The following is a 14,584-nucleotide window of genomic DNA, read 5'->3' on the forward strand; positions in this document are numbered from 1 at the left end:
CAATAAATAAAGACAGCGTCGGAAAAGAACAGTTAAGCAAAAAAGATTCAACGGCGTGTGTCACTGTCGGCTGGCCCGACAGTGCGCGGATTCTACAGTATCCTTATCCCAAATGCATCCACTCGAACTCAGCGTCAGCTCAAAATATCATGCACGACGTGGGCTTCTTCAACACCGGTAAGGCGGGCGTCGAGGCCGCGGTATTTGTAGGTCAGGCGACGGTGGTCGATGCCCATGCAGTGCAGGATGGTGGCGTTCATGTCGCGGATGTGAACCGGGTTCTCGACGATGTTGTAGCAAAAATCATCAGTCTTGCCGTATTCGAAGCCGCGTTTGATGCCGCCGCCTGCCATCCAGATGGAGAAGCAACGACCGTGATGATCGCGACCCGCACTCGGGCTGCCAATCGCGCCCTGACTGTAAACGGTGCGACCGAATTCGCCACCCCAGATGACCAGCGTTTCATCCAACAGGCCGCGTTGTTTCAGGTCCTTGACTAAAGCGGCCGAGGGTTGGTCCACGTCAAGACACTGGTTGGGCAGTTGGCTTTTGAGTGAAACGTGCTGGTCCCAGCCACGATGGAAGAGTTGCACGAACCGCACGCCACGCTCGGTCATCCGGCGGGCCAGCAGACAGTTGGCGGCGAAGCTGCCCGGCTTGCGTGATTCCGGTCCATACATTTCGAATGTCTTTTGTGTTTCGCTGGAAAGGTCCATCAGATCGGGAACCGAGGTCTGCATCCGATAGGCCATCTCGTAGGAATTGATACGGGCCTGAATTTCGGGATCACCGATTTCTTCGGCCTGCCCACGATTCAGGATGGCTAAATCGTCTAATAATTTGCGACGCTGTTTCCGATCAATGCCCGCGGGATTCGACAGATACAATACTGGGCTGGAACCAGGACGCAGTTTGACGCCCTGATGACTGGGTGGCAGAAAACCGGAACCCCATAATCGATCAAACAGTGGCTGCCCCGGATTTTTTCCCGTGCCTTGTGACAGCATCACCATATAGGCGGGCAGATTTTCATTTTCGCTTCCCAGACCATAACTGAGCCAGGAGCCAAGGCTGGCATGGCCGATCTGCTGGGTTCCCGTATTGATGAAGGTAATCGCGGGATCGTGGTTGATGGCTTCGGTATTGACCGATTTGAGAATTGTAATGTCATCGGCAATCGTCTGCGTATACGGCAACCGCTCGCTGATCCAGGTCTGATGCTGACCGCACTGCTTCATTTCCCAGAACGGTGCCACAACCGGATACGATTTCTGGCGAGCCGTCATCCCGGTGACTCGCTGTGTTCCCTTTACCGAATCGGGCAGGTCCGAACCATGCAGTTTGCGCAGAATCGGCTTATAGTCGAACAGATCGACGTGCGAAGGACCGCCTGACTGAAACAGATAGATAATCCGTTTTGCCTTGGGTGCAATTTGCTGTACGCCTTCGGGGATCGCTTCGGCGCTCACACTGTTGTTAAACAGTTCCGGGTACAGCAGGCTCGCCAGCGCTGCTCCGCCAATGCCGCGTGCCGAGCGTCCGAGCAGCGTACGACGGGTGACATTACGTTCGTATTCAAATATTGGGTCCATCACTATCCCCGGGTAATAAATTCGTATGTATTGAAAATCATGCTGGCCACTGCGGTCCAGGCAGCCACTTCCGCAGGAGCCAGCGCTTCATCGCGACTCGACTCTCCCTGACTCAACAAAGCCAGCGCGGCACTTTCATTTGACTGGTAATTTTTCAACTCGCGTTCATAAGCAGTTTTGGCCGTTTTCACTTCCCACGCTTCAGGCAAACGCCCTAACGCTTCTATGAAAGCAAACTGAATCCGCGAGTCGATCTCCGAGCCGCCTTCTTTCATGATTCGCTCGGCATAGTTCCGCGATGCTTCCACGAACTGCACGTCATTCAACAGAACCAGCGACTGCAAAGGCGTATTCGTGCGCGCCCGGCTCACCAGACAGACTTCACGGTTCGGTGCATCAAAGGTTTGCATATTGGGTGGCGGTACTGTCCGCTTCCAGTAGGTATACATACTCCGGCGATACAGTTTCTCGCCATGATCCTGCACGAAGACCTGCGCAGTCGCGGGTGAGCTTCCGTAATGACTGACTTCCCGCCAGAGCCCTTCGGGCTGATACGGATTCACACTCGCTCCGCCCACGCGTTCGACGAGCAAGCCCGAGACTTTGAGTGTCGCGTCCCGAATCGCTTCAGCCTGCAGACGGAATCGACCGCCGCGCGCCAGCAGACGATTCTGCGGGTCCCGCTTCCAGAGTTCCTGTGTTCCCGCGGACGACTGTTGATACGTGGCCGACATCAGAATCTTTTTCATGATCCGTTTGACATCCCAGCCCGATTCATAAAAGTCGACCGCCAGCCAGTCGAGCAGTTTCGGATGCGTCGGCGGATCGCCCTGGGAACCGAAGTCGGCGGTCGTGGAAACGATGCCCTGCCCGAACAGCATTTCCCAGAACCGATTGACGGCCACACGCGTCACCAGGGGATTCTCACGCGAGGTCAGCCATTGGGCGAGCGCCATGCGATTGGCGGGGGCCTTCTCAGGTAACCCGGGTAAGAAGCCGGGGACGCCTGTTGAAACTTTCTCAGTCGGCTGATCGTACTGTCCGCGAGTCAAGATAAACGTTTCTCGCGGCTTTTTCGCCGTGTTCATAACCATCGTTTCGAACGAACTTGTCAGCATCTTACGACGCTCTTTGAGATTGACTAATTGATGTCGCAGATTTTCGAATTCAGGAGCAATCTGGCTGTAATAGTTTTTCAGAGCCGTTATCTGCTTGGCATCTCGTTTTTTCGGATCAACCGCCAATATCTTCTGAATGTCATCGGGAATGTTGGTGCCATCATCCTGACCTGAGATTCCAAATACCTGGTAATCGCCGGCCATCAACGATTGTCGTCCACCGAATTTGCCACCGCCCCAAACCAGCATCACGGTAAGATATCGTGAATTGTTTGTATCGTAGGGCTTGTCAAACGTGACTGTCAGATGCTGTTGTTTTTTATTTTCGGGGGCAGGAGACCAGCCGTTGTGATCGCGCGGGTCAAGACAATCTTTCACCGGGTAATCAGGGTGCGCCGCACTGGTCGTGATCTTCGCGATATTGAACATCGAATACAGATCAAGCTGGTCGGAGGGAATCGCAGTTCCCGAGGCGGAAAGGCTGGTCAGAATGAATCCACCGGGGAATGACTCTTTCTTGCCGTGCCCGATGCCCCCTTCCGGTAGTTTTTCATTCGGATAAAAGACAATCCGCAGGCCCGTCAGTTGATCGACGCCCGGCTTGACTTTGAGTGAAATCGAAGGCGAGCGGCCGCTGGGCTTCAATGCCAGTACGTGGCCATCCTCACTGGTTTCAAAGGCGGACCGCGTATTCGGATCGGAGACCTTGACAATCTCCAGTTCATGCAGTTTCAAACCCTGCCCGCGTTCCGCCAGTTCCCTCTTGACCAGGGCTTCCCAGGCAGCGAGCTTGATCTCGTCCGGGTGAGCCAGTTCATTCTGCAGTTGGACCAGTTCTTGATCCAGTGATTTTAATTCTTCAGCCGCGAATGAAAGTTCCGTCTTCACTGACAACTTGGGACCAGCGTTGATACCACTGTTTCCATCAAGTCCGCGATCTTCGAGGGTATTGAAGTAGGCAAAGAACTGGTAAAAGTCTTTCATCGTAATCGGATCATATTTGTGATCGTGACATTGCGCACAGCCCATGGTGAGTCCCATGAAGACTTCAGATGTCGTTTTCACACGATCGACGGTGTAGTTCACCAGATTCTCTTCGGGAATCGTGCCCCCTTCGTGCGTAATCATATGGTTGCGACTGAAACCGGTGGCAACTTTCTGCCAGGGAGTCGCTTCGGGAATCAGATCGCCGGCAATCTGTTCGGTGATGAATTCATTAAACGGTTTATTCTTATGGAAGGAATCAATCACCCAGTCCCGCCAGAGCCACATATGCCGCCCGCCGTCGATCGAATAACCGTTTGTGTCGGCATAGCGGGCCAGGTCGAGCCACTTGAGCGTCATCCGTTCCGCATACTGTGGTGATGCCAGCAGTTGGTCGACCAGTTTTTCATACGCTTTTGGATCTTTCGAATTCACAAACGCATCAACTTCGGCTGCTGAGGGGGGCAAGCCCTGCAGATCCAGATAGAGGCGACGAATCAAAGTGCGACGGTCGGCTGCATTGGAAGGAGCGAGCCCCGCCTGTTCCAGCCGGGCGAGCACGAAGTAATCAATCTCATTTTTCGGCCAATCGGTCTGTTTCACTTTCGGTAAGGCTGGTCGTTTTGGTTTGACGTACGCCCAGTGATCCTGCCACTCCGCGCCCTGCTCGACCCATTGCTTAAGCAACTCGATCTCTGCGGGCTTCAATGTTTTTCCCGAATCAGCGGGTGGCATCTGCACGTCTGCATCAGTCGACAGAATCCGCTCGATCAAGGCACTCTCTTTCAGATTGCCCGGTACAATAGCACTCTCAAAGGCGCCCGCTCTGGTATCGAGACGCAAGTCGGCTTCGCGGTGTTTTTCATCGGGGCCATGACAGAAAAAACAGTTATTGGAGAGAATCGGACGGATATCACGACTGAAATCGCCCTTTGTTTCGGCAGACGCTGGTTGCGATTGACTCTTTTCCGCAGCAAAGACCGAAATAAACGTAGCCCCCAACACAACACCGGGGAACCAGATTGAAAGGAAACGGGAACGCATACTGATCATGCCCTGTTTGTCATCTGAAAGCGATCCTGGTGCGTCTCTTAGAAACCAAACCATGCCATCATGGTTCGGGAGAACAGGTGGGTCCCAGCAAACGGATCGTTACCTTGATCTTAGAGCCTCGAAGCAGGGACTGTCAAGCAAGGAATCCACATCCTGCAACCATTTGTGAGGACGGATTTTAAATCGCACGGCATAGTGAAGAAACGTATCAAAAAAAGCCTGCAGCACGTCTCAAAAGAAACGTGCTGCAGGCCTGATGCTTTCACGCGCGGATGCCGCTTACAGAGGACGTACGACCGACAGGCTGCGCCAGTAGTCAAACAGGGTTTCGACAGACAAGACGCCGCCTCCCATGCCGCTCTTATTGATGCCGGCATAAGGCACGCCGTGAGCGAAGACATTATGTGCATTAATCCAGCTATTGCCAGCACACATTGCTTCGGCAACGCGGGCCGCCCGGCTCAGATCAGACGACCAGACACTGTTCGCCAGACCATAGTCGGTTGCGTTGGTCATCTCGATCGCCTGCTCTTCGGTTTCAAAGGGAGCCAGATAAGCGACCGGGCCGAAAATTTCTTCACGGGCCGCGACATTATCCAGCGAGCCTGCCAGGAGCGCCGGCTTCACGTAGTAACCGTTGTAGCCTTCGACTTTCGCAGCGCCCCCTTCGAGTACGCACTCGGCTCCTTCGGCCTGTCCTTTTTCCAGATAAGAAAGCACGCGTTTGTGTTGCTTTTCATTCACCACGGGCCCCATCTGTGAGGCATCATCCAGTTGATAACCGACTTGGACTTTTTTCAAACGTCCAACGCACTCATTCACGAATTCGTCGTAGATGTTTTTGTGAACCAGCCAGCGCGTTGCATCACAACAGACCTGTCCTGTGTGGAAGGTAATCGCATTCACCAGTTTTTCTGCGGTGTCTGGAATATCGACGTCGTTAAAGACAACCGCAGCGCCCTTTCCACCCAATTCCAGTTTGACGGGCACCAGATTGCGGCCACACGATTCAGCAACCAGACGTCCCACTTCGGGAGAACCGGTGAAGGACATGCGTTTGAGCTTGGGATTAGCAGACAAAGCGGCTCCCGCGACTGAACCGAGACCGGGGACGACATTAATCACGCCATCGGGAATGCCGACTTCTTTCGCCAGTCGTGCCAGATAAATGGCGGACATCGGCGTATCTTCTGCCGGTTTAATCACTACTGTATTGCCAGCTGCTAAAGCGGGAGCGATGCCCCAGCCGATCAGCAGGAAGGGGAAGTTCCAGGGGAAGATGAATCCACACGCACCATAAGGCTGACGCACGGTCCAGGCTTCGTGATTCGGAACGGCCAGCACGGAACGACGCTGAACGTGTTGCGCCAGGTCGGCGAAGTAGCGCATCGTATCGACAAAGTTCTGCACGTCGCCTTGTGCCTGTGCTTCGATCTTCCCAGCGTCCAATGATTCCAGTTGCGCGATCATCGGCTTGTGCTTTTCGACGGCATCCGCCAGACGATGCAGCAGCGCACTGCGTTCGTTCTGCGGTAATTGTGCCCAGCCGGTTTTCCGGAACGCAGCATCCGCGACATCGACAGCCATGTCCACATCAGCAGCCTGGAAACTGAAGACTTCGGCTAACTGTTTCCCCGATCCCGGATCGGATGTAACAAACGTCTCACCGCTATTCGCTTCGACTTCGTTGCCCCCGACAATACCTTTGAGCGGCCCTCCTTCAAGAAAGGCTTTGACTTCGGGATACAGTTCACTGGCTAAAGTTGTTGACATCGTGCGCTCCTGTTCAATGAATTTCAGAAATGACGGATTCGCGCCTCGATCTTCAAAACATCGCTGTTTTGATCCAAGGCTGTTTTCTTGCATTAATTTTCCCCGACGGCGTCCTGCTGCCTTGATTCATGATAACCGGAATCCATTCTGAATTTAAACTGATATCAGGAATTTGTTTCACAGTTCACTCTAATCTGGTGTAAAGCGGTTGGAATGAATAAAATCATTGGTTGACTACTTCAACAAGTTTGACAGTTAAAATCTCTTATGAAAAAAGCAACGAAAACCCGACTGGATCAACGGGCTTCCGAAGATCGTGAAGTCCAACATACGGCATTTCTCAGCCTGTTAAAAGAAACAGACAAACCAGTTGAGTGGTCTTATGAAGTCTGGGACGAGTTTGTAGCGGATCTCAGTCACAAAAATAACCGCCGGCGTGCCATCGCGGCGCAGCTGCTCTGTAATCTGGCAAAGAGCGACCCCCAAAACAAAATGGTCAAAACTTTCCCGGCACTGTTAGAAGTGACACGAGACGAACGGTTCGTGACGGCCCGGCACACGATTCAAGCCCTCTGGAAAGTGGGAGTGGCGGGCAAGAAACAACTCAAGCTGCTCCTGGAAGGGACACAACTCCGATTTGCGGAATGTGAGTCAGAAAAAAACGGCACACTCATCCGCTACGATCTGCTGCAAGGTCTAAGGAATCTCTACGACCAGCTTCAGGATGCCAAGATCAAGAAGCTGGCACTCGAATTGATCGAAACCGAAACCGATGCGAAGTATCAGAAAAAATACCAGATGCTCTGGAAGTCAGTTTAAATGAGGCTATCAAAAAGAGCGATCTGAGCGAGGTTTGGCAGGTGGGTGTGACAGGATACGTTTTCCTGTAACGTCGGGACGTTTTGCTGTTCCCTCAATGCGTCGGCCTGTCCTGGAGGGCGCCGGATTCTGTTGAACCTGAATGGCTCCGACACCATCGGGAATCCGCAGTTGATCGCGTTCCAGCTTCTTGTCAAAGTATGCAGACCCTTCGCCGAATATTTCTTGGGTGGTTTGGTCATGAAAGCTGACTCGAACAGTACCGTCCTGGTTTACGGCTCTGACAACACAATCTTCCCAATCGTATTGATCACTGATCCCCTGCAGGTGCATCCCTTGTGTCAGTTTCGTATTCTCTGTCACAGAGGAATACCCGTGTTTATAGGCACCTTCTTTCGCTTTTTCCAGCCTCAGCTTTTGGGCATATTTCCCACCTGCGCTTCTTGCGTTACCTACTAATTGAGTCACATAGGATTTAAAAGCAGTATTTCCCTGGAGACGATTTATTTCTTCTCGTAGAAGAAATTGGTGCTTAGAGCGTAATCGACTAATTTCCCGAGCTATTTTAGACATACTTTCGCGGATTTCTGGCGCGAGCTTCAGATGCTCTTGGATCTCATCATCTTCTTCAATGGTATGCCAGTCATCGTATTCAGCAGAAATCTTCGCGAGTTCTTTTGCAACCTTATTCAGTTGAGGAATTGCCGCTTTCGCATGTTCTTTATCTTGAAAAGAGGCAATTAAATTTAGTTGCTTTTTTTGATAATACTTCAGATCTGACAATAATTTCTCAGGAGACCGTTCCATCCCGATTGACACACCGATATCTCTCCAGTCAAAGAAGAAAATCCCGACGATAACTGCAAAGACCGCAATGACAGCCACTATCGATTTGACGATAAAAATATTATTAACGTTCTTCTTTCTACTTCCCCTGCTGTCTGTAGGCTTCTTTCGTCTGCGAGGAGAAATCTCTCCTTCCTCGGTACTTCTCGGTTTGCGACGACGATGACGGCGGCGGGGAGCTGGTGTACTCACTGAAAATCACCTGAATTCAACAGAAAAACGGTCAGGGAAAGCGCAAAATCGACGTCTCCAATATACGCACATCTAGATCAAGGTCAATTGTCCCTATGAATTCCTGTCTAGTCAATTTGTTCTACTGTGATCGAGACACAATCACTTTCCGTTCACAATCGCGACTTGAGCCGGTGAGTTTGGGGCATCCAGCAACTCCAGACGCAGCACGTCCCGTTCGGGAGTCAGGTCAATGGAGAAAGTCAAACGGTGCTTGCCTTTGGTGAGTTCCAGTTCGGTCTCTGGTTTGAGAACCACCGGTTTTTCGCCGATCCACATTTTTAAACCATCGACGGAATCGAATTTCAGAATCGTTTTGCCAGGCGAAGTCGCTTCAAGTTCACAACGGACAAACGCAGCACCCCTGGCACGATTGGAAACGTGCAGTTTTCCTATCTCGTCGAACGATCTAACAGGCAAGCTGCCGTCCACGCGGCTGTATGCGGGCTCCCAGACAAACGCAGGGTTTTCCGTAGCAGCGGTTGCATGTCGGGTACGGCGGATGGCATGCATGGCTTCCGGCGTCCCTTTCATTACGCGCCAGCGACGTACGACGCGATCTTTGCCAACGGTATAAGCTTCCGTTTTACCAAGCTCCGACAGGAAGCGAACCAGGTCGATCAATTCCTGCTGAGTCAGTTTGTCGAGCAACCCAACCGGCATCAGTGAGGCAGCTGGGACTTCTTCGTCAATCTGATCCAGTGGAACATTCATGATCTGATCATTTACATCTCGCAGTACCAACTGGCTGTCGGTGCGGCGGACCAGAACCCCGGAGAAAACTTTCCCTTGATCGGTAATCACAGTCACTGCATTATAATTTTCTTTGACGGCTTTGTTCGGGTCTAACAGGGAATCTACGATGTAATCCAGCTGCGCACTACCACCAAGACTGATAATATCAGGACCGACTTTGCCACCGGCGCCCCCAATGGCATGACATTTAAGGCAGGATAGATCTTCACGGCGGAAGATGGCTTCGCCGCGATGAGCGTCTCCCTTGGTTTTGACTGCATTGACGATGGCTGCCATCTCTTTCGGAGACAGTTTTACTGGTTTTGGTGCACCACTGCTGGATAAACCACCGGCAACGGCGATTGCTTTAGCGAGATTCGGATTAGATCGTCCGGTTGACTGAATCAATCGCCCCAGTTGAATGGCGGCGTCTTTCGCGATCTGCTTCCCTTTCAGAGCCTTAACAAGCACTCCAGCGCCCCCTTTACGCTGCAGGAAGATATTCGACAGCGCGGAAAGCTGATCTGACGCGGTAATCTCTTTCATCAAGCTCACCGTTTGTTTGGCAGCAAGATTAAGATTCATCTCTGCCAGTGCGGCAACAGATGCAATGCGAAGATCTTGTGAATCACCGTCAATACTCAGATTCTCGAGAACATCTTGATTCTCCACGCCTCCAAAGCGGGCTAATGCAAAGAGACACGATTTTCGCAGTGCTAATGAGGTCTGATCCGATTGTGCCAGTTCGCGAATTGGTCCCTGCAATGCTTCGATTTTCCAGAGCCCGGCACAATCGATGGCCGCCTGCTGCACAGACAGATTTTTCGAAGTAAACAGTTGTTGCAGCGAACTCAAGTCACCCGCCGGTCGCACTTTTCTCGCTTGAAATGCTTGCGACAGCGTCCGCAGAATGGCGGCCTGTTGAGCCGGTTTGGTATCGGTTTTCAAGGCGAGTGCAAACAGTTGCTGCAAATCTTTGGCGTTACCAAATTTGGCGATCAGGTTCAGGCTGGTTTGCAGTTCGCTATCAGGGATCTGTCCGGTTTTGATCAGTTTTGTAATCACCGGTGCCACTTCAGGCGAATTGACGGCAGTCAATGCGAACAACAGTTTCTTCGGCGTTTTTTGCAGTGAAGACGTCCCTTCCAGCACCTGAGGCAGCCAGATCGATTTCGTTTCGCGCGTGGTCAGCCAGAGCGCGTAGTCCAGATATTCATCGACGGGCTGATCGAGAGCCTGCAATGCATCAGTCAAGACAGTCGGTCGATCATAAAACGAAAGTGCTCGGACCGCTTCCAGACGCACTCGCGGATGTGGATCACCGGACAGCGGTGCGATCAGCTCATAAGTGTTGGAAAGTTTATCCTTCCAGTGCCGGGCAACACGGATCGCGGCGGCGCGGGCTCTGCCGTCTTTTGATTTCAGGCAACTCTGCAGCAGTTCAGGCTGCACACTGTTAATACATTGTGCCACCCAGAGGGCTTCGAGTTGATTGTGTTCGAATTGCGGGTCTTTTGGATCAAGATTGGCAACCCAGGTCTCTAAGTCTTTTTCGACTTTGTCCTGTCCCCGTTCCCTCAAGACATTTTTGGCGTTTTGACGGGTCCACTCTTCAGGAAGCTTCAATGCATCCAGCAATTCCTGATTGGTCGCTTCGACCAGCTTTGGTCGAGGCAACGTCGGCTTGCCTTTATAGGTCACACGCCAGATACGACCGTGGGTATGGTCCCGGCGGGGATCGCGGAAATCGACTTCGCCGTGTTGAATGATCGGGTTGTACCAGTCGGCAATGTAGATCGCGCCATCGGGTCCCATCTTGACATCAATCGGACGAAACGCGACGTGGTCGGTTTTGATGACTTCAACTTGTTCGCGAGAAACATAACCGGCTTCATTTTCCGATACCACAAAGCGGCAGACGCGATGGCCGCGGAAATCGTTCGTGATCATATTCCCCTGCCAGTCCTCAGGCAGATGGCGGCCGCTGAGAATTTCCAGGCCACAGTGTTTGGGACTGCCGAGATTCAATCCTTTCAGAATCCGATCCATGCCGACTGCTGTCACAAAGGCAGCGCCGGGAAACGTGTAATTGATCCCGTGCCCGTACGCTCCATCGGTGGCGAACGACTGGCCCCAACGGTCAAAATGATGGCCCCAACTGTTGACCATGCCGCGCATGACGACTTCGAGGTCCATCGTTTCGGGACGATATTTCCAGATGCCGCCCCCGTTTAACCGACGAACGCCGTGCGGTGTTTCAATATGACTGTGAATATAAATCGACTGATTAAAGTAAAGGTGGCCCCCCGGTCCCCAGCGAAGTGTGTGCAAAATATGGTGCGTGTCTTCGGTTCCGAACCCGGCGAGTACCGTCTTGCGAACGTCGGCTTTGCCGTCTCCGTCCGTGTCTTTCAAATGCAGCAGTTCTGTACTGTTTCCGACATAAGCGCCACCATCGCCAGGCATGACTGCGGTCGGAATCAACAGACCGTCTGCGAAGACTGTTGTTTTGTCTGCAGTGCCATCACCGTCTTTATCTTCGACAACGAGAATTTTATCGTTGGCTTTTTCACCTGGCTTGATATGCGGATAAATTTCCGATGCGGCAATCCAGAGTCGGCCTTGCGCGTCGAAATTCATCTGTATCGGCTTGGCGATTTGGGGATCAGCGGCATACAGGTTGACTTCGAAACCCTCTGCAAACTTGAACGACTTCCGTTCGAGTTCGGGATCGGCGGGAGGAATATCAGTCAGATCACGCTGTGCCCAGAGAGTGGAACTAGTCAACAGACAGAGCAGTGAAAGTGAACCGGAAATAATGCGTTTCAGCGGAAGAGCGGCTTGATTTATCACGGGAACGATCCTTTAGAGATCAAAAACAGGTCGGAAAGAATTTCGTATGCAAAGAACCATTGATTCCAGTTACTGGGTGGAAACCAGACGGTGGATGGTCGCCTCTTTTTCTTCAATCAGCGGAATGAACTGAGGCAGTTCTTTGGCATTCTGGCCTTGCTCATGTTTGCGGAAGCCCAGCAGATAAGTGATATTTTGCGGTCGCCAGTTGTAAAAGTACTCACGGTTTTTATCGAATGTTAACTGACTCACTTCCTGCTCAACAGAAGGAGATAATGTAATCGGTTTTAAGTCGAGATCGGCTGCAATCAATTCAGCCGCTTTCTGATAGCCGGCTTTGGTCAAGTGAATCCCGTTAGTCGTCAGCTTGAGTCCGGGCTTGCCTGCAGGTTCCGGGATTAGCTCAGAGTACAGGTCGACATAATAATGATTTCCTGCGGCAGCGGTCTCCTGCAACAGATCGCAGTAGAGCTGTAGATCCCGATTGTGTTTGGCAGGGTCCGGCAGTGGGTGGCCTGCATTTTCGTAACGATGGGGGGAGACAAGAATCAGTCTGGCACCCGTTGGCTTCAAATCGTTGATCAGTTGATTCAACTGTTTTTGAAATGCTGGCAATCCTTGCTTTCCGGCAAATGCTTCATTGCCTCCATAACCCAGTAGAATCACATTCGGTTTCAAATCTTTGACTTGTTTGAGCATCCGCTGATAACCGGCAGCCGGGGGATCAAAAATGCCGCGTGAATCAGACCAGACGGTATCCGCGCTCCATCCCAGATTTCGGAATGAAAGTTTTGCTTTCGGAAAACTTCGTAGAAAGAGGCTTTCCCAACTTCCAAACTTTTGGGCCCGTTCGATCATGGTATTACCCAGAAAGATAATCCGATCACCTGACTTTAATTCAAATGTCGGCGGGGTAGCAGACACGGCTGACGAAGCGATGAAAACAAACAAAAGCAGAAATAAGGTGAGACGCTTTTTCACGGAAGGACCTCTGATGATGATTGAGAGCAAATGATGTTGTATCTATCTAAAATAGCAGGCCTTGAGGGCAACGGCAAATCAGGATTGCGAAAAAATCAGGGGGAAAAGCCGATCAAAACCGGATGCACAGCGTCTGCATTTATAAGCATTGTAAAGATATCCGCGTACCCCGGAATAAATCAGGATTCCGCGGACAATTCATCCAGATCCTGGTCCTGCCAGGCGCGAGTAGTGAACACCGTTGTGTCAGGATCGGCGGTAAATTGTCCTTCGTCAAAATAATCGGTTTCGACTTCCTCAATCCAGAGCCGCAGTTCATTCTCGTAATCACTGGGAAGATCGCTCTTCACGAGTAATCGATGGAACTCGGCGGCACCGTCCTCCCCCAGATCCGCGGCTTCGGCGCTGGCAAAACGTTCGGCAGGGTTGGGATGCACCAGGCGATGAATCAATTTCATTAACGGTTCACTTAATGCGAACTCTTCATCGGGAAACCACTGCGGAAGCTGCTGCAGGATATTTTGTTTGGCTTTGATCAACTGGGCATATTTCAAATTCGCAAACGGCTGAAAGCCGGTTATGACTTCAATCAGAATGTATCCCAGACTGGCAAGGTCAGATTGCGGTGTGGCCCGTTCGCCTGAAAGGACTTCCGGTGCTGCATAGGTAGGCGTACAGGGTTGATTGGATGGCAGATTATTCAAATCGATGGCCGAACCGATATCAATAATCTTCGCATTCCCACTACGTTTGAGCATGATGTTGGCGGGTTTCATATCGCAGTGAATAATATCGTTGCGATGTAGTGCTGCCAGAGCTGCCAGACACTCACGAAGAATGGCAACGGCAATGCCCGGTTTTAAACGGGGTTGCTGCACTCCCTTGGTAAAAACATTGTTATTGATGTTTTTCCAGCGACGCAACGTCACCTGTTCACGAATCTGTTTGAACGTGGCCGGCGTTAACAGGCTGCGCAAGTCATAGCCGTCGACCCATTCCATTTCCATAATGTAGATCTGCTTCCGCCTGACGAAATTCTGTACGGCGACCAGATGATTTTCCTGAACCCGTGCCACACGGGCGGCGACCTGAGACAGTCGGCCCATCTCGGTCTGGTAAGCACGCGCATTGTCATAGCGTTTAGGAGAAAAGAGTTTGAGTGCCACCGGAATATTGAAACCATCGGCACCTTCGCGCGCACTCAAATAAACGACCCCCTGGCCTCCGACTCCAAGGCAACGTGAAAACGTCCGGCGGTTATTCCATTGCAGAAAATTATTATTGAGCAAATCCTGATATTGCTTCTCTAATTCTGCCAAGTGACCTGGTTTTGTTGAGTCGTGGTTCGTCAAAGGAACTCCGCATGAACAGGATGATAATCTCATCCGGTATTTGTCTGCATCAGATATAAAAATCGAGTGAGAAACTGTGTTGATTTTAATCCGAATTCAAAGATTTCCCATCTTCAAAAAAATAGAATTCGGCAAGGTATCAAAAAAAATGTTGCTTTTTTGAAGCGAGTTGCTAAACAATAGAGATGTGAGGAATATTGAAATCGGTCCGATTTCAGGAATCGTAGCAGATCTTTGAAGCAAGAAA

8 protein-coding genes are annotated in these 14,584 nt (G+C 51.4%); 1 reads left to right on the forward strand and 7 read right to left on the reverse strand.

The window, feature by feature from the left end; translation table 11 throughout:
• Positions 1–134: 134 nt before the first annotated feature.
• The 3 genes from Enr17x_RS19280 to Enr17x_RS19290 form a co-directional block, all read right to left on the reverse strand.
• Positions 135–1,592 (reverse strand): DUF1501 domain-containing protein, encoded by a 1,458-nt coding sequence (locus Enr17x_RS19280; protein WP_145311350.1) that lies wholly within the window; start codon positions 1,590–1,592, stop codon positions 135–137.
• A 2-nt stretch (positions 1,593–1,594) separates the two neighbouring features.
• Positions 1,595–4,738 (reverse strand): PSD1 and planctomycete cytochrome C domain-containing protein, encoded by a 3,144-nt coding sequence (locus tag Enr17x_RS19285; RefSeq protein WP_198000680.1) that lies wholly within the window; start codon positions 4,736–4,738, stop codon positions 1,595–1,597.
• A 288-nt stretch (positions 4,739–5,026) separates the two neighbouring features.
• On the reverse strand, positions 5,027–6,520 hold the full coding sequence (locus Enr17x_RS19290; RefSeq protein WP_145311352.1) for an aldehyde dehydrogenase family protein: 1,494 nt from the start codon (positions 6,518–6,520) through the stop codon (positions 5,027–5,029).
• Between the two features lie 267 nt (positions 6,521–6,787).
• Between Enr17x_RS19290 and Enr17x_RS19295 the strand changes: the two genes are divergently transcribed.
• Complete coding sequence (locus tag Enr17x_RS19295; RefSeq protein ID WP_145311353.1) at positions 6,788–7,339, forward strand: hypothetical protein; 552 nt, start codon at positions 6,788–6,790, stop codon at positions 7,337–7,339.
• Between the two features lie 9 nt (positions 7,340–7,348).
• Here Enr17x_RS19295 and Enr17x_RS19300 read toward each other — a convergent pair whose 3' ends face one another.
• The 4 genes from Enr17x_RS19300 to Enr17x_RS19315 form a co-directional block, all read right to left on the reverse strand.
• Complete coding sequence (locus tag Enr17x_RS19300; protein WP_145311354.1) at positions 7,349–8,377, reverse strand: hypothetical protein; 1,029 nt, start codon at positions 8,375–8,377, stop codon at positions 7,349–7,351.
• Positions 8,378–8,518: 141 nt separating this feature from the next.
• Positions 8,519–12,004: a PVC-type heme-binding CxxCH protein gene (locus tag Enr17x_RS19305; RefSeq protein WP_145311355.1), complete on the reverse strand. Its 3,486-nt coding sequence runs from the start codon at positions 12,002–12,004 to the stop codon at positions 8,519–8,521.
• Between the two features lie 69 nt (positions 12,005–12,073).
• The gene (locus Enr17x_RS19310) at positions 12,074–12,985 is read right to left on the reverse strand and encodes an SGNH/GDSL hydrolase family protein (RefSeq protein ID WP_145311356.1); all 912 of its coding nucleotides are present in this window, start codon (positions 12,983–12,985) and stop codon (positions 12,074–12,076) included.
• A gap of 179 nt (positions 12,986–13,164) precedes the next feature.
• Positions 13,165–14,337: a serine/threonine-protein kinase gene (locus Enr17x_RS19315; protein ID WP_145311357.1), complete on the reverse strand. Its 1,173-nt coding sequence runs from the start codon at positions 14,335–14,337 to the stop codon at positions 13,165–13,167.
• Positions 14,338–14,584: the final 247 nt, after the last annotated feature.

The sequence above is a fragment of the Gimesia fumaroli genome, assembly GCF_007754425.1.
In the GTDB taxonomy this organism is placed as follows: domain Bacteria; phylum Planctomycetota; class Planctomycetia; order Planctomycetales; family Planctomycetaceae; genus Gimesia; species Gimesia fumaroli.